The sequence below is a fragment of the Bacillus sp. TCT6 genome, assembly GCF_056033845.1.
The window spans coordinates 1,417,321-1,441,355 of record NZ_JBVYHX010000001.1 but is presented as its reverse complement, the minus strand read 5'-3'; the positions used below and the strand labels follow the sequence as shown (position 1 = coordinate 1,441,355).

The following is a 24,035-nucleotide window of genomic DNA, read 5'->3' as shown; positions in this document are numbered from 1 at the left end:
CTTTTAGTATAAACAAAAAAAATGAACCTGCTCAGTGCAGAAGTTCATTCTTTTCACATGAGATTATTCACTTTTTTCATATGAGATGGTTCATCTTCGTCCCATTCTCTTATATCGGCAACAACATCGTCACTGAAAAACCACTTGTTCCATCTACAATAATTTTCCCATTTACAGACGCTGTTCGCTCCTCCATCCCCATAATACCGAGACCTTTCTTAACAAGAGCTGCGCCTTTTCCGTTATCCTTCACTTGCACCTTAACCATCTTATTAAGTACATGAATATCTATAGAAATAACTGTCGCATCAGCATATTTCATCGCATTTGTTAGTGCCTCGGTAACATTTTCACCAATAATTTTCCACTGAATGGGAGAAATCATATCTAAGTTTCCCTTATATACGAAAGGAATGTTTACATCATGCTTACTAGCAAACTCCTCTATGAATAATTTCATACGGTGAATGCCAATTTGCTCAGTTGGTGGCTTCATATTTTTTAATGTAATGCGAATACTTTCAATTCCATCTTTTGAAATATGAATTGCATTTTGTAATAACTCCGCAGATTTTTCTTTATCTATCCCCATTAATCTCTTTGCAGCTTCCATTTGAATTAATGCACCTGTCATCGAGTGACCAATTTTATCATGAATTTCTTGTGATAACCGATTTCTCTCTTCTAGCTTAAATGTGTATTCTGATTGTCTTATGTACTCTTTATTTTCATGTAAGTTTTTCGTAAGTCGTTGCATATCTTTTCGCATCTTATCATTTTGCGATTCAAGCTTTACTACACGTGATATATATCGATCTGCCATAGTTAAAACGAGAAAAGAAAATGCAACAATTAATCCATAAGTCATTCGAATGCTTTCATCTGTAATTGTAATTGGAAGCATCATAATAACAAAGCGTGACCAATTCTTGTCTATGTAATGGAATGTAATTTCGTATAAATTCAAAGGTAAAAACAAAATAAAAAACGGATGAACCCTCCATGTTAATAACATAACTACACTAATTGAAATACAAATCAATATTTTTTTGTACGTATCTTTTTTTAATATAGAGATTAGCACGTTTACAGAAAGATATAAAAGCAAAGCAAATATAACCCATGGTAAGTTCGTAACATTTGAATGTATGTAACTGAACACAATATATATAAAGACAATTAATTTACTTACAGTTAACCAAAATTCCATATCATTAATCTACTTTCCCTGTTAAGTAGTAAATCGCAATTTGTGTGCGATGTTCAAGTCCCGTTTTCCCTAAAACTGATGTAATATAATTTGCGATTGTTCCTTCAGATATAAAAAGCTGTTTCGAAATTTCTTTATTTGAGAAACCTTTTGCAATTAATGCGATAATACTAAGCTCTCTTTCAGTAAAAAGACTTTTATCTATTTTACATTCTTCCTCTTTACTTTCCATTAAATTGGACTTAATTTTATCGAGAACTACATCTTGCATAACAGTTTGGCCATTATATACCCCTTTTATTGCATCACGAATACGCTCCGGATCGTTATTTTTTAATAAATACCCTTTCGCTCCGTTTTTTACTGCATCCAAAATATATTCATCATCATCAAACGTCGTTAAAATAAGCGGTTTTGTTTTCGTCTCTTCACAAATAAACTTCGTCGCCTCTACACCGTTCATATTTGGCATACGAACATCCAAAAGAGCAATATCAACTTCATGCTTTTTACAATATGCTACAGCTTCTTCTCCATCATTTACTGTATCTACCACTTCGAACTCTTCATATGTATTTAAAATAATTTTCATGCCTTCTCTAATAAAAGAATTATCGTCTGCTATTAATATTTTAATTTTCATGTTTGTTAGTATGGACCTTCCTCCTACTAACATTCACATCCTTTCTCCGTATAACATTTCCTACTTGCTCATTATATACTTCTGCTTACCATTTTTTCACACTTTTTTCATCTAGCTCTTCTGCAAAAAATATATTATTCTTTTTTTACAAAATGTGTAGGGTGACTTATCATTCTTTACGTCTATATAATAGAATGCGTCAAAAAGGAGGGAGAGACCCATTGAGGAAAAACAATTAATTGAAAAAGCACAACAAGGAAGCGAACATGCTTTTCGTATCCTCGTGCAAACATATCGTCATTATATTTTTCAAGTTATCTTTTCTATTGTAAGACATGAAGAAGATGCGAAAGATGTTACACAAGAAGTATTCGTAAAAATTCACGCCTCTCTCCCAAATTATCAATTTCGCGGATTAAAAACGTGGATGGCACGTATTGCCACCAATCACGCTATTGATTATAAGAGGAAGAAAGCTCGAGAAAGTGAAGAACTCTCCTTATGTAAAGAAAATGAGGAAAATATACAGTCCTCTCATAATATTGAGGCTTTATTATTGACGAAAGAGCAGAAATTACTCATTGCTCAAAAACTGAGAGAACTTCCTGAAAATTACCGTGACGTCGTTCTCGCACATTACTTACAAGAAAAAAGCTATCAAGAAATTGCTTTACAGGAAAACATTGAAGTAAAAACAGTCGAAATGAAACTGTATCGGGCAAGAAAATGGATTAAAAAACATTGGAAGGAGGAAGAGTTTCTATGATGCATTATTCAAAAGAAGATTGGCGCAATTATACATTAGATTTTATAGAAAGCAATGAACGTGAATCTATGGAAGAACATCTTTATGAATGTGATCATTGTTTAGCACTTTATATGGAAAGTATTGATGAACAACATGAAAACCTTCCAATGATAAATGATGATTCATTTACGAACGAAGTTATGACGCAAATTAATTTTGAAACACTACAGTCTAATGAAAATATAAAAACAACCTCACTAAAGCGCACGATCATTCACTACATAATTGCGACTGCGGCTACAATTATTTTTATGGTAAGTGGTTTATTTCAGTATATTTTTACAGCGACATCAAATTTAGAGAAATCTTCAAAACATAACGAGTCTTCTATCTCACAACAAATTGTAAACAAATCGGTAGACACATCGAAAAAGGACGGAGGTTCAAAGCATGAATAAAAATCCCTTTTTAGCACTTGTATTAGGGCTAATTCCTGGGCTTGGACATTTATATTTAAAGAAATTTGGACGGTTTATTTTATATAGCGGAGGGGCTGTATTTCTATTTATCTTTGCAGCATTTTGTACAATAGCATTAGGAGCCCGTGATATTGCTTTTCTTTCTCTATTTTTACTAGTCGTGTTATGGGCAATCAATTTATTAGATTTAGTTATCACTATTATTAATCAATCGAAAAAACAAGCTGCCGGAGAATTCATAGAATCCTCTAAAGAGAGCGAACGATTTTATATCATTCTCTTATCCATCATCCCTGGACTTGGCCATTTTCAATTAGGACTTATGCAACGCGGACTTACATTTTTAGTAGCTTGCACAGGAATCGGAAGTATGATCATTTTCGTTGCACTTTTAACATCGCAAGAAAGTTTTCTTATCTTCCTTATTACATTACCTGTTTTATGGATTTACAATTTCTTTGACGTTGTTCAGCAACTCCAGAAAAAAGAACGTGGCGAGCAATTAGATGATCGTACTATTTTCGAAGAGTTTGAAGAGCACCGCGAGCAAGGAAAGAAAAATAAAACATTTGCTTCTATTTTAGCGATGTTCCCCGGAGCAGGTCATATGTATTTAGGCTTACAACGCCGTGGTCTTCAGCTTATGGCAGCCTTTTTACTATCTATTTATTTACTCGACTTATTAAGACTTTCTGCGTTTTTATTTTTAGTGCCAATCATTTGGTTCTATAGCTTTTTTGATGCTTTACAGCAAACAGCAAAATACGGAAAAGAACGAGTACAAGACGAACCCATTATCGATTATTTTATAAATCATCAAAGATGGATTGGTATCGGATTAATTACACTCGGTGTTTATTATTTATTAGATCAAACAGTCCTTCCTATTTTGAATGATTATTTTGTAACTATATTTAATATTCATCTTAGTGAACTATATTATCGCTATTTCCAAACATCTATCGTTGCGCTCCTTTTAATTGGCGGCGGCTTTAAATTGTTACTTGGAAATAAAGAAAACAAAGGTGGGACAAGCGAATGAGGACTTGGCGTGTTGGAACATTCTCAATGGGGCTTTCTATTATATCGTTAGGATGCTTTTTACTATTTTCAGTCGTAAAAGGAATTCAAGTATTAGATACACTAACTGCATGGTGGCCAGTTTTACTTATCATACTTGGAGCTGAAGTTTTACTATACCTTCTATTTTCTAAAAAGGAACAATCATTTATTAAATATGATATTTTCAGCATTTTCTTTATCGGCGTTTTAGGAAGCGTCGGAATTGCTTTTTACTGTTTATTATCAACTGGATTACTAGAAGAATTTCGTCATTCTATTAACACAACGAGACAAACGAGTAATATTCCAGACGGACAATTTGATATACCTGAATCTATCAAAAAAATTGTAGTAGATGCAGGGCATCAGCCTCTAACGATAGAGGGAAATAATACAAATCAAATTCACCTTTTGGGAACTTATGAAATGACGACGAAAGCAAATGAAAAACTCAATTTAAAACAAGATGATTTCCTTTCAGTTCAAACGGCTGGAGAAACGATGTATATCAATTTAAAATCATTACCTGTTCAACATACGTTATTTAGTTCAGCACCACAAGTGAAACCAACGCTTGTTCTTCCACAAAATAAAAATGTGGAAATCCGTGCTTCAAATAACGAACTATCTCTTTATCCAGGTCAATTACAAAATAATTGGTTTGTACAAGAAAGCTCAAGAGTGTCTGTCCATCTTGCAAAAGAGAGTGATGTTTCTTTAACAGCAGTAACGAATCAAAAAGAAACACACGGAAGCACACCTTGGGAACAAGTAGAAGATTTAACAAAAAAAGAAAATACTTCTTCAGAAGAACATCCAGAATTAAACAACCAAGAACATTGGTATAAAAATTCAATTAAAACTGGAAATGGCACGCACAAGTTAAATATTGAGAAAACTTATAATTTAAATATGAGCGTTATTGAAAAATAAGAAAAACCTTCCGCAATTGCGGAAGGTTTTTCTTATATAATCGCTTTAATTCCTTCTAACACTAATCCAATCATAAATCCGCAAACCGCCCCGTTCACTCGGATCCACTGCAAATCTTTACCGACATTATTTTCAATCATTTCGATTAACGTTTTATCGTCTAACTTATCAAGGTTTTCTTGTACAAGCTTACCAATTTTCGAATGGTTCTTCTCAATAAGATTCACAACTTGTTTTTGTAACCAATCTTCTATTTTTTGAACTGTCTGTTCATCTTCTTTTATTTTATTCATTTGTTTTTGTAAAAATGGAATAACATATTGATTAGCAAATTCTTCATTATTTACAAAAGCAACTGCTCTTTGTTGTACTTGCTCTAGCATCTCTTTTATTTTGTCAGTAGCATTCCAATTCGCAATCCACTTTTCTTTCCAATTTTCTAATTCCTGTAATAAAGCTTCATTTTCTTTTACATTGATAATTTCTTGACGAATCTTCGCTAATATAAGTTGTCTTGTGCTATTATCAGCCTCTTGTAAGCTGTTAATATTACTAATGATAAACTTCTGCAAAATACCGCCAATTTTATCTTCATCTACAATATTCATAAATGATTTCAAAGTAAACTGCAAGAATCCATCTACTTTTATATTTTCCATCGCCTTCATACCTAAGCTACCGAGCTGGTAACGAGCTTCATCTTGCGCTGTCCAATCTTTTACCTTCACTAATATGTAATCAAGTGTCTTTTCATCATATTCTTGCACAACTAATTGATCAACAAGCACTTGTAAAATATTACTTGTATTGATTGTATGTAAATATGTTTTTAATTCTTTTTCAATAATAACAGCTAACTTTTCTGTATCTATTGTAACAATTGCTTTCTCTGCAATCGTTACAATCCCCTTTTTCACAGCATCAGACTGCATTTCTCTCTCAGCAATTTGCAGTACCATTTGTGCTAACTGCATCTCTTTTACTTTATTCGTAATACTTTCTTTCGTTAGCCATTCATTTTCTAACGTATGAATGAGCCCTTTCGTTACCCGTTTACGGTTTTTAGGTAACAAAGCTGTATGCGGAATTGGTATTCCCATCGGATGACGGAATAAAGCAGTAACCGCAAACCAATCCGCAAGTCCCCCAACCAATCCAGCTTCAAATCCACCTTGTATAATCTCTCCAGCTACCGTTCCTTGAAAAGGGATAGAAGCCGCAAAGCCGACACCCATAACCCCAAGCGAAATACCCGCTATATATTTAGTCTGTAATGACATCGTATACACATCCTCTTATTATGTAAAATAAAGCTTTTTTGTTATATTTATTCAATATTAGTTATCCTTTATATATACTATAAAGAACTATTGTGAAAATAACAAAGATTTTTATGTACATGAAAAAATGAGGCTACAACTAGCCTCATTTTTCTTATATCGTTAATTCCAAACCTTTCCTATAATATTCATTCATTACATCTTTAGGAACCATGCTTCCACCCGTTCCCCACACAATATGAGTACCTTTTTTCACTTTCTCTGTTAACTGTTGCTTTTGTAAATACTCATCTTCTTTACACACTTTCACTGGCCCTATCATACCTGCTAGTGCAGAAGGCTCTAAATAAATATTCTCCGTATCAGCTAGTTCTTTTAACAATCTATATAACTCTTCATCGTTTACTGTATAATTTCCACTTAAAAATGGTTCCATCGTTTTCCCGACAAATCCAGACGGTCTTCCTACCGCAAGTCCATCCGCATCTGTTACATTATCAATTCCGATATCTTGAACGGCAATTTTGTCATGAAGGCCTGTCATTAAGCCGAGTAACATACATGGTGAGTGTGTTGGCTCTGCAAAGAAACAATGAACGTTGTCTTTATACAATAACTTTAAACCGAATGCTACTCCGCCAGGTCCTCCTCCTACTCCGCACGGAAGGTAAACAAATAAAGGGTGATCTTCATCTACTACAACCTCTAACTCTTCTAATTGCTTTTGTAATCGTGATGCTGCTACTGAGTATCCTAAAAATAGATCATGTGAGTTTTCATCGTCTACAAAATAACAGCTAGGATCCGCATCTGCCTGTCGTCTTCCTTCTTCTACTGCTTTGCTATAATCATCTTCATATTCAATAACGTTTACACCTTTACTTCTTAATAAACTTTTCTTCCATTCTTTTGCGTCTGCTGACATATGAACAGTTACATTAAAACCTAGATTCGCACTCATAATTCCTATGCTAAGTCCTAAATTCCCTGTAGAACCTACCGCAATTGAATACTTCGAGAAAAACTCTCTACATGTATCACTATCTAAAATGGAATAATCATCTTCTTCTGTTAACATTCCGTGCTGCAATGCTAGTTGCTCAGCATGTTTCAACACTTCATAAATGCCACCTCTAGCTTTAATTGATCCTGATATCGGGAGATGACTATCACATTTTAATAATAATTCTCCTAAAATAGGTTGCTTGTAATTTGTCTCTAAAGCTTCTTTCATAGAAGGTATTTTTACTAAAGGTGATTCGATTATGCCGTTAGTCCCTTTCGTTTCAGGAAAAACTTTCGCAATATATGGCGCAAAACGCTTTAATCTCTCTTCCGCATCTTTTACATTCTCTTCATTAAGTGGTGAATCTTTTATTGCCCTTTCATACTTTTCTATGTGTGGGTTTATCCAAAATACTTCTTTTGTTGCAATAAGTTTATTCACTAATGGGTATTCTGCTTGTAATGCCCCTATTTCTTTCATTTTGTTTCCTCCTTATATCCTTGTAGCTCACCATATAATAAATTATAATTAAATTAATTTTAATATAGTTTAACACAAATCGTTCACTTTAGTTAATTTTAATTTAATTTATTTAAATATAATTTAATAACCCTTGAGGAGATTTTCATTATGGAAAATATAGATATTGGTAAAAAAATTGAAAAACAAAGAAAAGAAAAAGGTTTAACTAGTAAAGAACTAGCAAAGATGGCCGATATTACACCATCTATGTTAAGTCAAATTGAGCGTGGGTCGGCTAACCCTTCTATTCAAACATTAAAAGTGCTTGCTAAAGCTCTTGATGTGCCAACATTTAGCTTTTTACTTGAAGATACAAATACAGACGATTTAATTGTACGTTCCCATAAACGAAAGAAAATGATTATCGATAATTTATCATATGAAATGCTTTCACCTGATTTCACTGGAAATTTAGCAACAGCAATTATGACCGTCCCGCCTAATACAGCTTCATCAGAAAATGTGCTAGAACATAAAGGAGAAGAATTAGCATTTGTCTTAGATGGGAAAATCACATTATATTTAAACGAGGAAGAATACGTATTAGAAACTGGTGACAGTGTAAAGATACCTGCTTATTTAAAGCATAAATGGGTGAATCATTTTGAAAAAAACGCGATAGTTTTATTTTCTGTTACTCCGCCGATTTTTTAATGTATAAATAAAAACAGGATGGTTCTTATAAAATGCGGATTATCCTGTTTTTATTAAATAAGAAAGTGAAATTTTTGTTAAAAACTTAACAGTTGGACCCAATCCGAACAATCCTCCTAAAAACATATTTACAACTGAAACTATCCCTCCCATTGATGCTAACGTATCATGAGTCAGATTCATCCCACCACTACCAGAGGCACTTGTAATATTCACATAAAAATAAGAAATACGTAAAAATTAATTGATTTTTCAGAATTTTTTTGAAAAATATGGTAAAATCACTCTTATACTTCTTCTATTTTGTTATTATAGAAATAATTAAATTAGGATACTTTTATCGGATGGGGGAATATATAATGAGTTTGTTATTAAAAGGGCATGAACAGATTGTCAACGAATTAAACATTTTATATCAAGTAATGGTAGCGGAGCAATTAATTGAAGCGAAACAATTAAAAGAAAAAATAGAGAAACAGATTAATAAAATTGAAGCTGATTAAAATCTATCGCTTTACTACTCCCTACTAAACTTTAAATATAAGGTCCTAACCGATTGGACAAACATTAAGTATGATACTTTTAGTCAAATTGTTCGTTTAGACAATCCAATAACTGAAGACTTTATTACTTATTATTATCACTTTTTTAAAGCTGAACATGCTACCATTATTGGAAATTATGATGAAGCAAAAAAAGAATACGAAAAAGCTGAATCCCTTTTAAAACATGTACCAGGCGAACTAGAAGAAGCTGAATATAAATATAAATTTGCTATATTTAATCACCATACAAACAAACCACTTACAGCAATCAATTATGCAAATCAAGCTAAAGAGATTTTCTCAAAATATCCACGTTATGAAATTAAAATAGCTCTATGCGAAAACATTTTAGGCTCATGTTCTGTTTATTTAAAACAATTCGAACAAGCCGAAGAGAACTATAATTCAGCAATCAATATTTTACAAAAGCTGAAAGACGATACACTAATCTTAAAAGTTCGAAATAACTTAGGTTGGCTCTACTCTTCTCAAAATCTATCAACCCTTGCTATTAGACATCTTACAATAGTTACAAACAAATTACCTAAACACCTAAAAGCCAATTTTCTACAAGCCAAAGAACATTTTATTTTAAATGAAAAAGAACTTGCAAACCATTGGGTTCAAAAAGGCTTAGAAATTTGTAATGAATTAAATAATCAAGAATATAAACACCATTTCACTATCTTAAAAACACAACACACTGGTATTCTAGACGACTTAGAAAACGCAATCATTGCAGGCACTACATATTTTAACAGTAAAGAATTATACGATTATGCACAAGAATATTACGAATTATTAGCAGTAGAATTTCATAAAGTGAATAAAATAGAGAAATCTCAAAAATATTTTTTCAAAACTTACGAAGCAAAACAAAAATTATTAACTAAGGAGGCACTAAGATAATGAAAAAGATTAGTTTAGCTATTTTAACCTTTACATGCATACTTGCTTTTGGATTTAATAATTTTACTGAAAGTCAACAAGCAAAACAACTTCCAAAATGGGATACAGATAAACAAGAAACACATGCAGACCTATAGAAACCTAAAAACCCCTAATAAAGGGGTTTTTAGATTTCTACAATATAATGATTTAGCATATGATGAAGAAATATGCTTATAAAAGATAGCCATACACAGATACTCTCTGTACATGGCTATTTTTTATTTTTTCGACACTAACAAAATCCCTAAACTAATAATACAAAAGCTCATTATTTGCTGTGCTGATAGACCAAACAGAACCGAATTTTGTTCACTAACAAGCGAAATAATGATTTGAGCAAACCCCTCAATAATTAGAAAAACACTTATATTCTTTCCATTTCCAAGCCTTTCATTTTTCATCCATAAAAAGCCCATTATACAAAGAGCAAGGATGATCTCATATACGAAAATAGGGTGATATAAAAGTTTAGATTCATATATTTTTATTCCCCATGGTAGTGTCGTTTGTGCGCCTACTTCATGATGTAATAGAAAATAAAAGATAATACTCACACACAGACTAAAAGGCAATACATCAAGTAAAATACGAAGCGAAAATTGCTCCTTTTTACTTTTCCAAACAATGTATACACTCGCAATTACGCATCCTACTACAATATGTTGCATACTCCCAACAGCTAATATTGCTTGCACTGGCGCCCCAAAAGCCCATACAGGATTTAAAATTACTGGCGCAAACTTCCATACAAATACGATGATAAGAAAAGCATTTGTTACGGCATCCATCATTTTTTCATATGATACATTTTGATGCCTCATCTTTCGTTTCATCAACATAAATCCAAATAGACTTCCAATTATAAGAGATATGGGTTGTAGCCTCACGATCCACTCCATCGTCACGAAATCTCCTTTTAATTCTCAATCAATTTCTTAAATTTCTTTTCTAATTGATCTGGTGGTAATACACCTCGTACATGATCTACTATGATTCCATCTTTATTAACAAAAAATGTCGTCGGTAAAGAGAATACTTTATAATCTAGTCCAGCTACTCCGTCCATATCTAGTAGAACAGGAAACTCAAACCCATAGCGATTAGCAAATGCGCTTGCTTCTTGTACTGGGTCACTAACAGTTGCATTCACCGCAAAAATTTCAACATCCTTTTTATATTTATCATACATATGAACTAAGTCAGGTGCCTCCATTTCACACGGCCCACACCATGATGCCCAAAAATTAATAATATACGGTTTTCCCTTGGCATCATTTAACGACTGCAACTTTCCGTCTAATCCTTTTAATGTGATGCCAGGTGCTTTAAAACCTACTTGTGGTAATACTTCTTTCTCTTGTAACTCTGCTTGCTTTGCTTTTCTTTCCTTTTCTTCTTTCTTTGAATTATAAAAGTTAACCCCCGCCCAAACGAGAGCACCTACTAGTATAATAGCAATTAGTTTCTTCACTTTTCTTCCTCCTCATTTTTAAAAGCCTGTAAATCCACCGAATAGACGAATAAAGAATGCTGTAATTTTCGTCATTTGATTTGTATACAATAAAATACCTGTTACAATCATCATTCCACCGCCAATTTTCATCATGACATTCGCATATGTAACAATCCATTTTACCTTCCCAATAAAGAATGCCATCACGAAAAATGGAACCGCAAACCCAAGAGTATACGCTGTAATATAAAGAAGTGCCCCTTCAGGATTCGTCGCGCCAAGCATGAGTACAGCTGAAAATATCGGTCCAACACATGGCGTCCAACCCGCTGCATATGTCATACCGACTAAAATCGAGCGAATATATCCAGTCGATTTACTTCTATACTGCACCTTTTTCTCTGCCATAAGCCACTTAGGCTGAAACAAGCCCGTCATAAATAGCCCCATTAAAACAATAAAAATCCCACCAATTTGTTGAATCAATTTTTGGTTAGATGAAAATGTTATTCCAATCCAGCTTACCGATAAACCTAACGCGTAAAATATAACCGAAAATCCGATCATAAAAAATATGGTATGTATAATCGCTGATTTTTGCATAATCCCACGATTTTCTTTTAAATCTTGGATAGACACACCTGTAATATAAGATAAATAAGATGGATATAACGGTAAAGAGCACGGTGATATAAATGACAATACTCCCGCCCCAGCCACAAGCCAAATTGTTAAATCTGCTGCATTCATTTTATTCCCCCTAAAACACTACAATAAGTAGTGTTTATTCTTAAAAAAAAGAGGCTATATGCACTCTCCGACAATAAGTACAACCGACATACAGAATAAACCTACTGTTACATATACCGAATTCGTATGTAACGGAATAGTAAGCTTAACAACCTTTTCATTTAACACTTGCTCGATTCGTAAATTTATTGCTGTTTTTGCAAATGAAGCGGTAACACATCGATTTTCCATTGTCTTTATTTTAATTAATTTTAATAACGCGCTACCTAACTCAAATGAAGATTCCATTTTTTGCATCGCATATTTATCAGCAGCTAGCTCCTGATACGTATGATATCGCTGTAACAACCCTTTTAATATCGGGATGTACATCATTCCTTCTGCTAATAACGTAAAACAAAATAATTTTAGCGGATCCCAATTCTTTTGATGATATTCTTCATGGAAAATAATTGCATCAATTTCTTCATCTGAAAACGTCTGAAGCAAACCTTCCGACATGACAACTTTCGGACGGAATAATCCAATTGTAAATGCCACAACTTCCGTAGTCGGCAATATATATATTTGTTTTCCTTTTCGGATGAAAGGGATAAGTACTTTTTGTAATTTTTTACTATAGAAAAATTGTCGCCAAATTCTTTTGCACACGATTAATATAGTAAGTAATAATAATCCAGCGATTATAATACGAATCAGCGATAATTCTTTCATATGTTTTTCTAACTGGAACAAGCAAAAATTTGAAAGAAAGAACATCTTATTTTGAAACAGAAATGGATATGTAACGTAATACACTAACATACTGAAAAAGAGGGTACTAACAATTACTGCTAACAATACGATTTTACGCATTTGCCATTTCATTTCATTAATCCTCTTTTTTTAACTGACTCAATTTGTCTTCTAACTTTTTTATTAAAGTCGGATCAGCCTGCTCTAACTCATCTAACATATGATTTACAACTAAATCTCCAAATTCCCCCATCAATTCCTGTGTCATTTTCTTCGTTTGCTTGGATAAGAATTCTTCTTTTGTTTGTACAGCACGATATATGCCACTTCTTTTTACAATCTGTTTTTCTAAGTGTAACTTCTCTACTAACCTGTTCATAACTGTCATAACAGTGTTAAAATTCACAGGCGATTCTTCACTTAATTTCTGCTGCACTTCTTTAATCGTAATACCTTTGTTAGACCAAACAATCTCCATAATTTTCGCTTCAAGCGGTCCAAAGAAATGATTTAACCCGTGCTCATTTAATTTATAGTTTTGAGTAAACATAGTATGACTCCTTTCACACTACGAATTGTAGTACAAATTAAATAAAAGGTCAAACACGAATGAGATACACTAAAATTCACTACTTATAAATACGTACGCCATTCCATTAATTATAAGCCTAACTTATCTCCAAATGTATCAAAAAGATACTGCTCTAATATTTGTACACTAAACTTCTCATTACGCCCAAGTGCAAATAATTCCCGATCTTTCGCTACGATAGTATCTAACGGAATAGCTACATTATCCACTATTTTTGTAATTTCAATTATATTACTTTTTACATTTACTTCTGTTTTAAATTCAACATTTTCTAACACTATATGTGAACGTCTTCCTGATGCAAAAAAAGTAAAATTAGGATTTTTAACAACGCCAATTTCAGTCTCTAACGCATATAAATAGTGAAAAATTACATCTCTGTGCCCATCTTTTATTATTTTTTCATCCTTCTCATCGTCTAAGTATTCTTTCAGCTTCGTTGTAAATTCAAATCGAAAATCCACTTTTTTCACGCTCCTTCTTTGTATTTCATATTAAATAAATATATTGAAATAATTTTACCATATTGTAATACAACTTCCTATTAAAAGTAAAAACTGTTTTGGAAAATCGCTATTATTTCCGATTTCCTTTTAAAATATAAATATAAATTCAATATGAATTAATACTTCATTATATCTATTTAAACATATTTTTTCCATTTTTTGAAACATTAGTATGAAATATTATATATCAATGAATGGTTTCTAATTCACTGATATATATAATCAGTGTTTTCTTTACTATTCCGATATACTTAAGCTACATTTTCTAATTATTGATTACATTACAGAAGGAATGTAACTCTCTTCTATCGAATTTTTATATAACAAAAATGATTAGGTGGTGCTTTACTATGAAATTAGCTGTCATTGGTGGCGGTGATTTACAAGATTCAAATCACTTGCCTATTAATGAACGCCTTATAGAATTAACAAATAAACAGTATCCAAAAGTATTGTTTATTCCAACGGCAAGTCATGATGATGAAAGCTATATAAAATTATTTTTAGACACGTTTGAAAAACAATTACATTGTGAAGTACAAATTTTACGTACTACAACAGATTCACCTTCTAAGTATGAAATAGACGAGATGATTCATTCAGCCGATTTAATTTATCTAGGTGGCGGGAATTATATTCACATGTTTACGCAATGGAAAGAACATAGACTCGATGAAAAATTATTATTGGCTCTGCAACAAGGAACACTTATTGCTGGTTATAGCGCTGGTGCTATGTGTTGGTTCACGTCTAGTATCCGATCAGATTATGAAGGTTCTGGTTATATAGAGAGTAACGGATGGGGGATTGTTAATAAAAGATTTTGTCCACATTATAATCAATTAAATAGAATGAACGCCTTCCATTCCTTTTTACAAAATCATCAAGGGAATATAGAAGGAATTGCACTGGAGGATAATTGCGCTTTATATATTACAGAGGAATCCTTTGAGATTATCGGTGAACCAGAAAAAGCGTGGGAGTTTTATATGAGTGATAAAACACTCATTAGACAACATTTTGATATAACTTTAAAAAGCTATTTGTAAACCTGCACCTACAAAAAAATGTCCCTAAGTCAAATAACTTAGAGACATTTTTTCTATTTAACTAACTAATCGTGTAATTCGTTTCTTTTGCCATGAAAGCTTATAATATGCATACTGTAGTATTAAGCTGACAATAAATGCTGCTGGATACCCGATCCAGATCCCTTCTATTCCAAGACTTGTATGGTAAGAAAGATAATATGCTACGGGTACTTCCACAAGCCAAATTGAAACAACTCCAATAACAGTTGGCCAAAGTACTGTACCACTCGCTCGCATTGTCGCACTAATAATTTGTGCATGACCGAAAATTAAATAACTCCATAACGTAATCATAACTAAGCTATGAGCAATTTCAATTGTTGTTTGACTCGTTAAAAATAGTGATAAAATGTCTCTTGAGAATAAGTAAATAAGAGCTATTAACACACCACCGATGACGTAGTTCATAATAATTCCGACCTTCACAACTTTCTGCAATCGATCAAATTGATTCGCCCCAATTGATTGTGCTGCAAAAATAGAAACTGTAATACCAAGGCTAACTGCTGGCATTTGTACATAACTTGCAACTTGATTCACAACTCCGTAAGCAGCTGTTGCATCCGAACCGTAACGATTTACAAACGCGATTACAGCAATTTCAGATAATGAAACTAATATCATATTAATACTCGCTGGAATACCGAGCCTTAGCAATAGCTTTAATAACTCCCCATCCATTCGAAGGTATTTTCTAACCGTGCTATCTAGTTGTAATGGGTGATTTTTCTTCTTTAAATACAAGAGCATGACAATAAACGTAATAACTGTAGATATAACAGAGGCATAGGCTGCTCCATACACATCTAATTTCGGAGCTCCTAACCATCCAAAAATAAGAATTGGTAATAAGATCATATTTAGCGCTGTACTTACAATTAAAAAGTAAAATGGCGTTTTAGAATCTCCTGTACCTCTCATAAATGTTGTGTATGCGAAATATAAAAATAATACTGGCATCGATATAAATAAAATTCGTGCATAATGTACACTTATTTCAATAATATTTTCTGGCGTTCCCATTAGACGCATAATATCCATCGCAAAAATACTGCCTATTATCGCCAACACAACTCCAATAATAAAGGTAAATGTCAGCGTCGTACCAACGATAGCTTTTAAACGATCTTCGTTTTTAGCACCAAACGCCTGACCAATTAAAATAGAGCTTCCTGAACCGATACCAATTACAAATGAAACGAGCAAGAAAAATAATGGGAAGAATGCTGATATAGCCGCTAAATCATTAACTCCAAGCCATCTTCCTACTACTACCATACCAAATAATTGTCCAACTGATTGTAGTACATTACTTAATAATAATGGTACTAAAAACATCGACATCGATTTCCAAATCGGTTTACTCTCACTTTCCAACTTATGTGACTCCGCACCTTCTTTATTGTTATCTGCAGGTGGTTTCAAATTTCATTTCTCCTTTTATTAAAAATCAATTTTCAATATCTATCTCTTTGTATAGTTGTTATAATACTGTGCTTCTATTCACTTTCTTTTCGTATGATTATAACTTCACCCAATATTGACTTCCATCGGCTGTTCGATCTAAAAATCCATACTCGATTAAATATCTTCTTAAAGTTACGAAATCAGGGTATACATTTTCTATCACTGTATTTACTTCTTTTTCAGTATACTTTTTATTACTATCAAACTTCTTTACTAAATGACGTAATATAATTAATTTACGCTTTTGTTTTTTCGGAAATTTAGAAAGAGGTCCATCTAATCCTTCTGTAAAATGAGCTTTTAATACTTCATCATTTTCTTCTTCCGTAATATTGTATCGATCATCCACCATCGTTGCTGTTCTATGAATTGGTACAAATTTCGTTTGTACTTTTGATTTTTCTTCTGATAATTCCATTAGAGCTAAAAATACTTTTGCTTGCTTCATTTTCTCTCGCAGTGTAAATCGATGATTACGAATTGTTGATGTACTTCCGCCATCCAACTCTTTTACAATTTCTTTATCATTCAGTCCCATATGGAAAAACTGAACCATTTTCTTTTGTAAATCCGTTAAACCAGTAAATTTCTTATCCATATTTAACAAATAATCAAACATAGACGTATGCTCATTTTGAATATGCAATCGGACGAACTTCTCTGCTTCATACAAAACTTGATTATCTTGATAAATAACACCTTTAATAAATGTTTCACCACAAGCTAAGCAAATGTACTCCTCTTTTTCTCCATCAAACACATACCCTTTCTTTAATTCCTCTATTGACGCATCCCAAAACTTCTCTGAAATACCACTCATACTAAACACTCCTTCAAAATGTTTATTCAAAAACCAAACAAATCACTATAACGTTTATTATCACTTCACCATCTTATCATAACACAAACAAACATTTCAACATTTCGTTTACCCATTTTACAAACTTTTATAAAAACATCTACCGAAAGGGTTTAATACAACGAAAAGCGAATATGTTTATACAAATTCATTTTATAGGATGTAAAATAGAACATGGATATTCTTCAAGACTCTTGGTTTACCGTTAAGCAAATTGCACAGAATACATATGCGATTAGTGAATATGGAACCGGTATTCATCCATTACAAAACTTCAGTATTCAATTTCAACTACAAAAAAGATGTTTCCGTATAAGAAAACACCTTTTACTTTTTATCCCACATTTAAGGGCAGTAAGACTCCCACATCAAAATTCAGCGGAAGCAAAGAAGTTAAATGAGGGCTAATAATCAGTTGATTAAAGTTTCAATTTATATATTCTATTTACAGTCTCTACTAAAACCTTACTTGCTTGTACAAATGTATGCTTTCGATTTCTATCTTCAACAAATTTATTAGCACAACTACTCATAATCATCATACAACTAATTATGACTAACACTATCTTTCTATTCTTGTAAGTCACTTCATGTCACTCCACTATTACAAAACTTCTTTTGAATTTATCCTATCAAGAAATTTTACATGAATAATAAAACGTGTGAATATGCAATTCTGCATATTCACACGTTTTATCACAATGTTATGATTTAATTTAGTTAAAGAACAAGTATACCGAGGTGACTAACTTGAAATTTAAAGCGAAAAAAAATCCATTCCACGTCATTTTCATTACATTATTTCTAATTATTTTTTTCGTTTCGTTATTCTTCCAAAATGAAAATTCTATTTTTTTCACTCTCATGATGCTATTAAATATCGTGAATCTTTCTTCATTCTATTTCTCTCACTACAACGTAACGGAATCATCTCTTGTTGTAAAACACGGTTTCATACTTCGTACTGAAATCCCATTTAAAGACATTCGCCATATTAAGTACTCTGGCAAAAAACTTCGTTCAAAAAAATGGACTAGGCAACAATTAGAAATTAATTATAATTTATTTGACTCAGTGACCACTTTCGTACCACAAGAAGAAGAAAAATTCATTTCACTCTTAAAAGAGAACTGCCCACAGATGAAAGTAATGAATACGCCTGCTAACAAATAATATATTTTGAAGCTTGCAGTATTGCAAGTAGATGAAACATAAAAATGAACATCAAAAAAGCCAAGATTCTATACTAAGAACCTTGGCTTTTTCTATTACTCTTTTGGAGCAATCATTTTCTTTGGATCTACAATTTCATCAAATTGCCCTTCTGTTAGTAGCCCAGATTGCAATGCTGCTTCTTTTAAAGTTAATCCTTCTTTATGAGCATGCTTCGCAATTTTCGCTGCATTTTCATATCCGATATGTGGGTTTAGCGCTGTTACAAGCATTAGTGAACGATTCACATTTTCATTAATTACTTCTTCATCTGCTTCAATACCAACTGCACAATTGTCATTAAACGAAACAATTGCATCCGCTAATAAGTGAGCTGATTGTAAGAAGTTATAAGCAATAACAGGTTTAAATACGTTTAACTCAAAGTTACCTTGGCTCGCAGCAAATCCGATTGTTGCATCATTCCCCATCACTTGCGCTACAACCATCGTTAATGCTTCACTTTGCGTTGGATTTACTTTACCTGGCATAATAGAGCTTCCTGGTTCATTGGCTGGAATAATAATTTCTCCAAGACCACTACGTGGACCACTTGCAAGCCAACGTACATCGTTAGCGATCTTCATTAGATCTGCAGCTAATGCTTTTAATGCACCGTGAGTATATACAACTTCATCATGGCTCGTTAATGCATGGAACTTATTTGGTGCAGAAACAAATTGTTTACCTGTAAATTGACTAATTTCCTCTGATACCATCTCACCAAATTTAGGATGAGCATTAATACCTGTTCCAACCGCAGTTCCACCAATTGCTAACTCTTTCATATATGTATTGCTCTCTGCAATCATACGCTCTGTTTTTTCAAGCATACGGTGCCATCCGCTAATTTCTTGCCCTAAAGTTAACGGTGTTGCATCTTGTAAATGTGTACGACCAATTTTTATAATATGTTCAAATGCAGTTACTTTTTCTGCTAAAGTTCCTTTTAATTTCCTGATTGCTGGTAATACGTGATTTTCTACTGCGATTACACAAGCTACATGGAGCGCCGTTGGAAATGTATCATTTGAACTTTGTGACATGTTCACATCATCATTTGGATGAATATGTACGTCAGATCCATTCTCTTTCAAAATTTGATTCCCACGATTTGCAATTACTTCATTCACATTCATGTTTGACTGTGTACCACTACCTGTTTGCCATACGACAAGCGGAAAATGTTCATTCCATTTCCCTGCAATCACTTCATCAGCAGCTTCTACAATTGCTTCTGCTTTTTCTTCTGATAGCTTTCCTAATTTTTGATTGCTAAGCGCTGCACTCTTCTTTAAAATTGCAAATGCTTTTACAATTTCAAGCGGCATTTGCTCTGTTCCAATTGGAAAGTTTTCTTTACTACGTTGTGTTTGTGCTGCCCATAATTTATCAGCTGGAACTTTTATTTCTCCTAATGTATCTCTTTCAATTCTGTACTCCATGTTTTCATCCCCTTGAAAATATAATACCTACATCTCTTATAATAACAGACTTTTTCTTAAATGATAAGAATTCTCACTCTTATATATAGATATTTTATATTTATTTTAAAAAATTCCTCTTGACCTAAACTTAAGTTTAGGCTGTATCCTTTCCATTGTAACCTACTATAACACTACTGGAGGAATTCAATATGAAAAAATATGCTTTTATAACAGGTGCGAATAAAGGAATTGGATATGAACTTGTTCGTCAATTAGCAGAAAAAAATTATCACGTATTTTTAGGTGCTCGTAATGAACAACTTGGACAACAAGCCGTAGACTCTTTAAATGTTTCAAACGTTTCCTATATTCAAGTAGATATTTCAAATTCACAATCCATTCAAGAAGCAACAAAGAAAATTCACGAAACGACTGACCATTTACATTTATTAATTAATAACGCAGGCATTGCATTAGACTTCAATACGCTACCTAGTGAATTAAATATTGAAACTTTACGCCAAGGATTTGAAGTTAACTTTTTTGGAACTTTCCAAATGATACAAGCCTTTTTACCATTATTAAAGAATTCAAGCAACAGTAAAATACTAAATGTAACAACTGACATGGCCTCACTAACAATGTTTGCTAATGGTGAAACACATCCAATCAATACACTAGGATATAATTCTTCCAAAACTGCTATTAATGCTTTAACATTAGCTTTTAGTAAAGAATTTGCTACTAACGGTCCAGAAGTATTTGGGATAACTCCTGGTTTTACAACTACTGATCTTAATGGAAATTCCCCTGGTGGCCATACAACTATTGAAAGTGCTAAAATTATTATTAAATATGCATTAAGTGAAACAAACTATAATGGTAAAATACTAAATAAAAATGGCATTATACCTTGGTAACAAAAGGATGAATGATATGTATTATACAATTGGGCAAGTCGCCAAAATGCAACACTTAACTATTTCTCAAATACGTTATTATGATAAACAAGGACTGTTCCCTTTTCTGCAAAGAAATGAAAAAGGAGATCGAGCTTTTGATGAAGAAGCACTCAAATACTTAGAAATGATTTTGTGTTTAAAAAACACTGGTATGCCTATTCAAAAAATAAAACAATTTATCGACTGGTCTATGGAAGGAGAATCTACCATCTTTCAACGGTTGGAATTAATGAAACAACAAGAGACCAATGTCTTACAGCTCATCCAAGACACTGAAAAAAACTTAAAAAAGATACAACAAAAAATTGCTAAATATGAGAATGAAGTAACTTCAGCAGATGCTATTACAAAATAAAAAATCACCTTCTACATATTGTAGAAGGTGATTTTTATTTTATGATGCTTGCTTTCCTTTATCTGCATCATCTACATACCAGATGAATTTGCCTGTATATCCGTAAATAACTGCTAAAATTAACGATACGAAGCTTAACCACATAAACGGAACGTATGAGAACGTTGCTACACCTAAAATACCCGCCATAAAAATACCATTATCAGACCATGGAACCATACCTGAAGTTAACGTTCCACCTACTTCTGAGTTACGCGCTAATACACGACGGTCTATTTTTAATTTATCATAGCTATCTTCCATAATTTTTGGTGTTAAAATTAGTGATACATACATCGCACAACCAAATATATTAGCTAAGAATGCCACGATTAATGTAGACAATGTTACATTACCTGCAGAATTTAATTTCTTCTCAAATTTTGATACGATTACTTTTAAAACACCTAGTTTTTCAAGTAATCCACCAAATCCTAAACCGAAAATAATAACAGCTACTGAGCCAAGCATGCCGTTAATTCCACCACGGTTTAATAACTTGTCAACAAACTCAACACCAGATTGAATTGAGAATCCGTTATAAGCTGTTCCAATCGCCTCTCCAAAGTTCATCCCTTGGAAAAGAGTTGCCCAAATTGCACCAATTAAAGCTCCCATTGCAATTGTTGGCATAGACGGTTTCTTCATCGCTAATAGAACGATAACAATGACCGCTGGAATAAGCATCCATATTTTAATATCAAATTGCTTTAATAAAGCTTCTTTTAAAAATTCTACTCGATTCAAATCTACATTATCGCCGCCATACATCCAACCAGCTACAGTAAACATAATACTAGTAATAATATAAGCTGGAACATCTAATACGAGCATAGCTCGAACGTGAGCAATAACATCTACTTTCGCCATAGAAGCTGCAAGAACTGTGCTATCAGAAAGTGGTGATAATTTGTCGCCGAAATAAGCTCCTGAAAGAACTGCACCAGCAACAAGCGGAAGTGGTAAACCAAGTCCTTCACCAATCGCCATCATAGCAATACCTGCTGTTCCCACTGTTCCCCAAGACGTTCCTGTTGCGATAGAAGTTATAGAACAAATAATTAATGTTGCTAATAGGAATATGCTAGGGTGAATAAATTCTAATCCATAATAGATTAATGTTGGTACTACCCCACCAGCAATCCACGTTCCAATTAAAGCACCTACTGCAACTAAAATCAGTATTGCTTCTAATCCGTTAGAAATCCCTTTCGTAATTGCATCTTGCAATTCTTGATAACGAAATCCTAATCTTAATCCAAGCGCAATTACTAAAAACCATGAAATAAATAGCGCTAATTGAATTGGGAGATCAAAAATCGTTTGGAAGGAAAAGACAACAGCAAGAAATAGTAATAAAAGAACTATGATTTCTAGCATCGATGGTAATCTTACACTTTTCATTTTTTTCTCTCCTTACAAGTCGATAACATGACGTATGTCGTCTTACATGTATGTAATATACAATTAGCGAAGACAAAACAAAATTTTCATATTATTTCGATTTATTTTTCCAGTATAATATATTCACAACCCTTTCTATTGTAAAAGTAGATTACGTTTTTCGCAATGAAAAATATAAAAAATGTTGTATTTTTATTTATCCCGATATTTTCGGCCAATAAGACCTCCGCCTTAAAATTCAGTAAGCGCAAAGCACTTAGATAAGAAATTAACTACTGTAAAATTCCGAATTGATATGAACGTATTAAAGCTTCACTTTATTTACAAAGAACAATCCCATACTAACTTTTTTAATATTTGCTGCAACAAAACTTTTTACAACTATCTTCACTTTTTAATTAACACCATTATTTTCTACACAAAAAATAGGGCACACATCATTAAAATGATGCATGCCCTATCTTTATTTATACATATTTTGTATTTCTTCTTTATTTTTAAGTATTTCCTCAAACTTATCACTACAACCCTTCGGAAATAACACTCCCAGTCCATATGAATGCGCAAATTGAAAATGAGGGTACTTCGCTTTTACCTCATCCCAAAACTGATATACGCCGAAATCACCACTTCTAACTTCAATATCATGAAATAATACAATACCGTTTTTCGCGACTTTCGGTAGCCATGTGTTATAATCGTGAGAAACAGCTTCATACGTATGATAGCCATCAATATGCAAAAGATTTATCGTTTCATCTTGAAACTGGTCTACAGCATCATCAAAAGTAGATCGAATTAAATTTCCTATATTAAGGTAGTTATCGCTCACTACTTTTTCTACTATTTGAAAAACCCCTTCTCCATATGGACCTGTATGCCCATCTCCAGCCCAAGTATCTACTGCAAAGCATTTAGTCGATAACCCTCCATCTTTTACTCCCTGACAAAAACTGAAGAAAGAAGCACCTAGATGTGTACCTAACTCAACTAAAGTTTCTGGTTTTTCAAATCTTACTAAGTCATATGCAAAATCTAAATGTCCACTCCACGCAGATTGTGACCGAATAATAGGACTAAATGTTTCAAATTCAAATGATGGTTTATGAGTAACCCAGTTCATCGCATAACTCCTTCTGCACATATTTTT

27 protein-coding genes and 1 pseudogene are annotated in these 24,035 nt (G+C 32.9%); 12 read left to right on the top strand and 16 right to left on the bottom strand.

What is annotated here, in order from left to right; genetic code table 11:
* Positions 1-109: 109 nt before the first annotated feature.
* Together AC0ONG_RS07410 and AC0ONG_RS07405 are read right to left on the bottom strand one after the other, a co-directional pair.
* Complete coding sequence (locus AC0ONG_RS07410; protein WP_016077885.1) at positions 110-1,210, bottom strand: sensor histidine kinase; 1,101 nt, start codon at positions 1,208-1,210, stop codon at positions 110-112.
* A 4-nt stretch (positions 1,211-1,214) separates the two neighbouring features.
* A complete protein-coding gene (locus AC0ONG_RS07405; protein ID WP_000694093.1) occupies positions 1,215-1,853 on the bottom strand; it encodes a response regulator transcription factor in 639 nt (212 codons plus the stop codon).
* A 283-nt stretch (positions 1,854-2,136) separates the two neighbouring features.
* Here AC0ONG_RS07405 and AC0ONG_RS07400 point away from each other — a divergent pair, with 283 nt between their 5' ends.
* Genes AC0ONG_RS07400 through exsE form a run of 4 tightly spaced genes read left to right on the top strand, consistent with a single transcriptional unit; the run spans position 2,137 to position 5,075 of the window.
* Complete coding sequence (locus tag AC0ONG_RS07400; protein ID WP_001195483.1) at positions 2,137-2,619, top strand: RNA polymerase sigma factor; 483 nt, start codon at positions 2,137-2,139, stop codon at positions 2,617-2,619.
* Positions 2,616-3,059: a hypothetical protein gene (locus tag AC0ONG_RS07395; RefSeq protein ID WP_000972351.1), complete on the top strand. Its 444-nt coding sequence runs from the start codon at positions 2,616-2,618 to the stop codon at positions 3,057-3,059. Before AC0ONG_RS07400 ends, AC0ONG_RS07395 begins: the two co-directional genes overlap by 4 nt.
* Positions 3,052-4,122, top strand: coding sequence for a hypothetical protein (locus tag AC0ONG_RS07390; protein ID WP_001039098.1), 1,071 nt, complete (start codon positions 3,052-3,054; stop codon positions 4,120-4,122). Before AC0ONG_RS07395 ends, AC0ONG_RS07390 begins: the two co-directional genes overlap by 8 nt.
* On the top strand, positions 4,119-5,075 hold the full coding sequence (gene exsE / locus AC0ONG_RS07385) for an exosporium protein ExsE (RefSeq protein ID WP_001261414.1): 957 nt from the start codon (positions 4,119-4,121) through the stop codon (positions 5,073-5,075). Before AC0ONG_RS07390 ends, exsE begins: the two co-directional genes overlap by 4 nt.
* Positions 5,076-5,107: 32 nt before the next feature.
* Here exsE and AC0ONG_RS07380 read toward each other — a convergent pair whose 3' ends face one another.
* Positions 5,108-6,355 carry a DUF445 domain-containing protein gene (locus AC0ONG_RS07380; RefSeq protein WP_000058309.1) on the bottom strand — a complete coding sequence of 416 codons (1,248 nt, stop codon included), beginning with the start codon at positions 6,353-6,355 and terminating at the stop codon, positions 5,108-5,110.
* Positions 6,356-6,509: 154 nt separating this feature from the next.
* Positions 6,510-7,841, bottom strand: coding sequence for a D-serine ammonia-lyase (locus tag AC0ONG_RS07375; protein ID WP_000658546.1), 1,332 nt, complete (start codon positions 7,839-7,841; stop codon positions 6,510-6,512).
* Between the two features lie 150 nt (positions 7,842-7,991).
* Here AC0ONG_RS07375 and AC0ONG_RS07370 point away from each other — a divergent pair, with 150 nt between their 5' ends.
* A complete protein-coding gene (locus AC0ONG_RS07370; protein ID WP_000427637.1) occupies positions 7,992-8,537 on the top strand; it encodes a helix-turn-helix domain-containing protein in 546 nt (181 codons plus the stop codon).
* Positions 8,538-8,576: 39 nt separating this feature from the next.
* On the opposite strand, the gene AC0ONG_RS07365 is transcribed toward AC0ONG_RS07370, so the two are convergent.
* A complete protein-coding gene (locus AC0ONG_RS07365) occupies positions 8,577-8,753 on the bottom strand; it encodes a hypothetical protein (RefSeq protein ID WP_003309331.1) in 177 nt (58 codons plus the stop codon).
* A 143-nt stretch (positions 8,754-8,896) separates the two neighbouring features.
* On the opposite strand from AC0ONG_RS07365, the pseudogene AC0ONG_RS07360 reads away from it, so the two are divergent.
* Together AC0ONG_RS07360 and AC0ONG_RS07355 are read left to right on the top strand one after the other, a co-directional pair.
* Positions 8,897-9,991 (top strand): annotated as a pseudogene (locus AC0ONG_RS07360) (response regulator aspartate phosphatase).
* Positions 9,991-10,128: a hypothetical protein gene (locus AC0ONG_RS07355; RefSeq protein WP_000724012.1), complete on the top strand. Its 138-nt coding sequence runs from the start codon at positions 9,991-9,993 to the stop codon at positions 10,126-10,128. The pseudogene AC0ONG_RS07360 and the gene AC0ONG_RS07355 overlap by 1 nt, the downstream one beginning before the upstream one ends.
* A 123-nt stretch (positions 10,129-10,251) precedes the next feature.
* Here AC0ONG_RS07355 and AC0ONG_RS07350 read toward each other — a convergent pair whose 3' ends face one another.
* From AC0ONG_RS07350 to AC0ONG_RS07325, 6 genes are all read right to left on the bottom strand, one after another.
* Positions 10,252-10,932 carry a prolipoprotein diacylglyceryl transferase family protein gene (locus tag AC0ONG_RS07350; protein ID WP_000454851.1) on the bottom strand — a complete coding sequence of 227 codons (681 nt, stop codon included), beginning with the start codon at positions 10,930-10,932 and terminating at the stop codon, positions 10,252-10,254.
* A gap of 17 nt (positions 10,933-10,949) precedes the next feature.
* On the bottom strand, positions 10,950-11,504 hold the full coding sequence (locus AC0ONG_RS07345) for a TlpA family protein disulfide reductase (protein WP_000733184.1): 555 nt from the start codon (positions 11,502-11,504) through the stop codon (positions 10,950-10,952).
* 18 nt (positions 11,505-11,522) lie between these two features.
* Positions 11,523-12,236 carry a cytochrome c-type biogenesis protein CcdA gene (gene ccdA / locus AC0ONG_RS07340; RefSeq protein WP_000990435.1) on the bottom strand — a complete coding sequence of 238 codons (714 nt, stop codon included), beginning with the start codon at positions 12,234-12,236 and terminating at the stop codon, positions 11,523-11,525.
* A gap of 54 nt (positions 12,237-12,290) precedes the next feature.
* Positions 12,291-13,103: a M56 family metallopeptidase gene (locus AC0ONG_RS07335; RefSeq protein WP_016077887.1), complete on the bottom strand. Its 813-nt coding sequence runs from the start codon at positions 13,101-13,103 to the stop codon at positions 12,291-12,293.
* 4 nt (positions 13,104-13,107) lie between these two features.
* A complete protein-coding gene (locus AC0ONG_RS07330; RefSeq protein ID WP_000495050.1) occupies positions 13,108-13,521 on the bottom strand; it encodes a BlaI/MecI/CopY family transcriptional regulator in 414 nt (137 codons plus the stop codon).
* A gap of 110 nt (positions 13,522-13,631) precedes the next feature.
* Positions 13,632-14,027 (bottom strand): DUF3942 family protein, encoded by a 396-nt coding sequence (locus AC0ONG_RS07325; protein WP_000347524.1) that lies wholly within the window; start codon positions 14,025-14,027, stop codon positions 13,632-13,634.
* Positions 14,028-14,419: 392 nt separating this feature from the next.
* Between AC0ONG_RS07325 and AC0ONG_RS07320 the strand changes: the two genes are divergently transcribed.
* Positions 14,420-15,118: a peptidase E gene (locus AC0ONG_RS07320; RefSeq protein ID WP_000762125.1), complete on the top strand. Its 699-nt coding sequence runs from the start codon at positions 14,420-14,422 to the stop codon at positions 15,116-15,118.
* A gap of 57 nt (positions 15,119-15,175) precedes the next feature.
* Here AC0ONG_RS07320 and AC0ONG_RS07315 read toward each other — a convergent pair whose 3' ends face one another.
* Positions 15,176-16,585: an MATE family efflux transporter gene (locus AC0ONG_RS07315; protein ID WP_000804121.1), complete on the bottom strand. Its 1,410-nt coding sequence runs from the start codon at positions 16,583-16,585 to the stop codon at positions 15,176-15,178.
* Between the two features lie 97 nt (positions 16,586-16,682).
* Positions 16,683-17,447, bottom strand: a complete 765-nt coding sequence (locus tag AC0ONG_RS07310; protein WP_000014491.1) for a DUF2087 domain-containing protein — start codon at positions 17,445-17,447, stop codon at positions 16,683-16,685.
* A gap of 213 nt (positions 17,448-17,660) precedes the next feature.
* On the opposite strand from AC0ONG_RS07310, the gene AC0ONG_RS07305 reads away from it, so the two are divergent.
* Both AC0ONG_RS07305 and AC0ONG_RS07300 read left to right on the top strand, forming a co-directional pair.
* On the top strand, positions 17,661-17,894 hold the full coding sequence (locus AC0ONG_RS07305) for a hypothetical protein (protein WP_002083208.1): 234 nt from the start codon (positions 17,661-17,663) through the stop codon (positions 17,892-17,894).
* A 342-nt stretch (positions 17,895-18,236) separates the two neighbouring features.
* Complete coding sequence (locus tag AC0ONG_RS07300; protein WP_000669083.1) at positions 18,237-18,659, top strand: PH domain-containing protein; 423 nt, start codon at positions 18,237-18,239, stop codon at positions 18,657-18,659.
* Between the two features lie 95 nt (positions 18,660-18,754).
* On the opposite strand, the gene fumC is transcribed toward AC0ONG_RS07300, so the two are convergent.
* The gene (gene fumC, locus AC0ONG_RS07295; RefSeq protein ID WP_000456611.1) at positions 18,755-20,143 is read right to left on the bottom strand and encodes a class II fumarate hydratase; all 1,389 of its coding nucleotides are present in this window, start codon (positions 20,141-20,143) and stop codon (positions 18,755-18,757) included.
* Positions 20,144-20,334: 191 nt separating this feature from the next.
* On the opposite strand from fumC, the gene AC0ONG_RS07290 reads away from it, so the two are divergent.
* Together AC0ONG_RS07290 and AC0ONG_RS07285 are read left to right on the top strand one after the other, a co-directional pair.
* A complete protein-coding gene (locus AC0ONG_RS07290; protein ID WP_000759560.1) occupies positions 20,335-21,045 on the top strand; it encodes an SDR family NAD(P)-dependent oxidoreductase in 711 nt (236 codons plus the stop codon).
* A gap of 16 nt (positions 21,046-21,061) precedes the next feature.
* Positions 21,062-21,442: a MerR family transcriptional regulator gene (locus AC0ONG_RS07285; protein ID WP_000291857.1), complete on the top strand. Its 381-nt coding sequence runs from the start codon at positions 21,062-21,064 to the stop codon at positions 21,440-21,442.
* Positions 21,443-21,481: 39 nt separating this feature from the next.
* Here AC0ONG_RS07285 and nhaC read toward each other — a convergent pair whose 3' ends face one another.
* On the bottom strand, positions 21,482-22,885 hold the full coding sequence (nhaC, locus tag AC0ONG_RS07280; protein ID WP_000843986.1) for a Na+/H+ antiporter NhaC: 1,404 nt from the start codon (positions 22,883-22,885) through the stop codon (positions 21,482-21,484).
* Positions 22,886-23,348: 463 nt separating this feature from the next.
* On the bottom strand, positions 23,349-24,008 hold the full coding sequence (locus AC0ONG_RS07275) for a class I SAM-dependent methyltransferase (RefSeq protein WP_001104666.1): 660 nt from the start codon (positions 24,006-24,008) through the stop codon (positions 23,349-23,351).
* Positions 24,009-24,035 lie beyond the last annotated feature (27 nt).

What these genes read in the sequence shown, in the direction of transcription:
- AC0ONG_RS07410 (WP_016077885.1), bottom strand. Translation starts at nt 1,210, where the DNA reads ATGGAATTTTGGTTAACTGTAAGTAAATTAATTGTCTTTATATATATT.
- AC0ONG_RS07405 (WP_000694093.1), bottom strand. Translation starts at nt 1,853, where the DNA reads ATGAAAATTAAAATATTAATAGCAGACGATAATTCTTTTATTAGAGAA.
- AC0ONG_RS07395 (WP_000972351.1), top strand. Translation starts at nt 2,616, where the DNA reads ATGATGCATTATTCAAAAGAAGATTGGCGCAATTATACATTAGATTTT.
- AC0ONG_RS07390 (WP_001039098.1), top strand. Translation starts at nt 3,052, where the DNA reads ATGAATAAAAATCCCTTTTTAGCACTTGTATTAGGGCTAATTCCTGGG.
- exsE (WP_001261414.1), top strand. Translation starts at nt 4,119, where the DNA reads ATGAGGACTTGGCGTGTTGGAACATTCTCAATGGGGCTTTCTATTATA.
- AC0ONG_RS07380 (WP_000058309.1), bottom strand. Translation starts at nt 6,355, where the DNA reads ATGTCATTACAGACTAAATATATAGCGGGTATTTCGCTTGGGGTTATG.
- AC0ONG_RS07375 (WP_000658546.1), bottom strand. Translation starts at nt 7,841, where the DNA reads ATGAAAGAAATAGGGGCATTACAAGCAGAATACCCATTAGTGAATAAA.
- AC0ONG_RS07370 (WP_000427637.1), top strand. Translation starts at nt 7,992, where the DNA reads ATGGAAAATATAGATATTGGTAAAAAAATTGAAAAACAAAGAAAAGAA.
- AC0ONG_RS07355 (WP_000724012.1), top strand. Translation starts at nt 9,991, where the DNA reads ATGAAAAAGATTAGTTTAGCTATTTTAACCTTTACATGCATACTTGCT.
- AC0ONG_RS07350 (WP_000454851.1), bottom strand. Translation starts at nt 10,932, where the DNA reads ATGGAGTGGATCGTGAGGCTACAACCCATATCTCTTATAATTGGAAGT.
- ccdA (WP_000990435.1), bottom strand. Translation starts at nt 12,236, where the DNA reads ATGAATGCAGCAGATTTAACAATTTGGCTTGTGGCTGGGGCGGGAGTA.
- AC0ONG_RS07335 (WP_016077887.1), bottom strand. Translation starts at nt 13,103, where the DNA reads ATGAAATGGCAAATGCGTAAAATCGTATTGTTAGCAGTAATTGTTAGT.
- AC0ONG_RS07330 (WP_000495050.1), bottom strand. Translation starts at nt 13,521, where the DNA reads ATGTTTACTCAAAACTATAAATTAAATGAGCACGGGTTAAATCATTTC.
- AC0ONG_RS07320 (WP_000762125.1), top strand. Translation starts at nt 14,420, where the DNA reads ATGAAATTAGCTGTCATTGGTGGCGGTGATTTACAAGATTCAAATCAC.
- AC0ONG_RS07310 (WP_000014491.1), bottom strand. Translation starts at nt 17,447, where the DNA reads ATGAGTGGTATTTCAGAGAAGTTTTGGGATGCGTCAATAGAGGAATTA.
- AC0ONG_RS07305 (WP_002083208.1), top strand. Translation starts at nt 17,661, where the DNA reads ATGGATATTCTTCAAGACTCTTGGTTTACCGTTAAGCAAATTGCACAG.
- fumC (WP_000456611.1), bottom strand. Translation starts at nt 20,143, where the DNA reads ATGGAGTACAGAATTGAAAGAGATACATTAGGAGAAATAAAAGTTCCA.
- AC0ONG_RS07290 (WP_000759560.1), top strand. Translation starts at nt 20,335, where the DNA reads ATGAAAAAATATGCTTTTATAACAGGTGCGAATAAAGGAATTGGATAT.
- AC0ONG_RS07285 (WP_000291857.1), top strand. Translation starts at nt 21,062, where the DNA reads ATGTATTATACAATTGGGCAAGTCGCCAAAATGCAACACTTAACTATT.
- nhaC (WP_000843986.1), bottom strand. Translation starts at nt 22,885, where the DNA reads ATGAAAAGTGTAAGATTACCATCGATGCTAGAAATCATAGTTCTTTTA.
- AC0ONG_RS07275 (WP_001104666.1), bottom strand. Translation starts at nt 24,008, where the DNA reads ATGAACTGGGTTACTCATAAACCATCATTTGAATTTGAAACATTTAGT.